This window comes from Pseudoalteromonas sp. P1-25 (genome assembly GCF_001401805.1).
Lineage (GTDB): Bacteria > Pseudomonadota > Gammaproteobacteria > Enterobacterales > Alteromonadaceae > Pseudoalteromonas.
Window position 1 is genome coordinate 1 of record NZ_LKDW01000095.1, and the last position, 425, is coordinate 425.

Consider the following 425-nt stretch of genomic DNA (forward strand, 5'->3'; position numbering starts at 1 on the left):
ATTTTAGGATTATCAGAGTTTTCAATGATGCCTATGCTGCCGCTGATCAGTGAAACGTTTGGCTCAACCCCTTCGCAAAGTGGCTATGCCATTAGCGCCTATGCGATTGGCGTTGTAGTTGGCGCACCGGTTTTAATGCTTACAACGGCCAACATGCGAAAACGCAAAGCTTTGCTGATTTTTTTAAGCTTAATGTGTATTGCTATTGGTTTGAGTGCATTAGCAACTTCACTAGAGCAGCTTGTTGTTTTTCGTTTTTTAAGTGGCTTACCTCACGGTGCTTACTTTGGTGCCGCTATTTTGCTTGCCTCCGATATTGCCCCTTCGGGTAAACGCGCAAGCTTTATGTCAAAAGTATTTATGGGCTTGACCATTGCAACCATTGTTGGCGTGCCTATTGTTACCTTGGTGGGGCAAAATCTAAG

1 protein-coding gene is annotated in these 425 nt (G+C 44.2%); it reads left to right on the plus strand.

The genetic code is table 11. The features are described from left to right. On the plus strand, nucleotides 1–425 hold a 425-nt coding region (locus AN393_RS19690; RefSeq protein ID WP_152968301.1), incomplete at both ends, for an MFS transporter.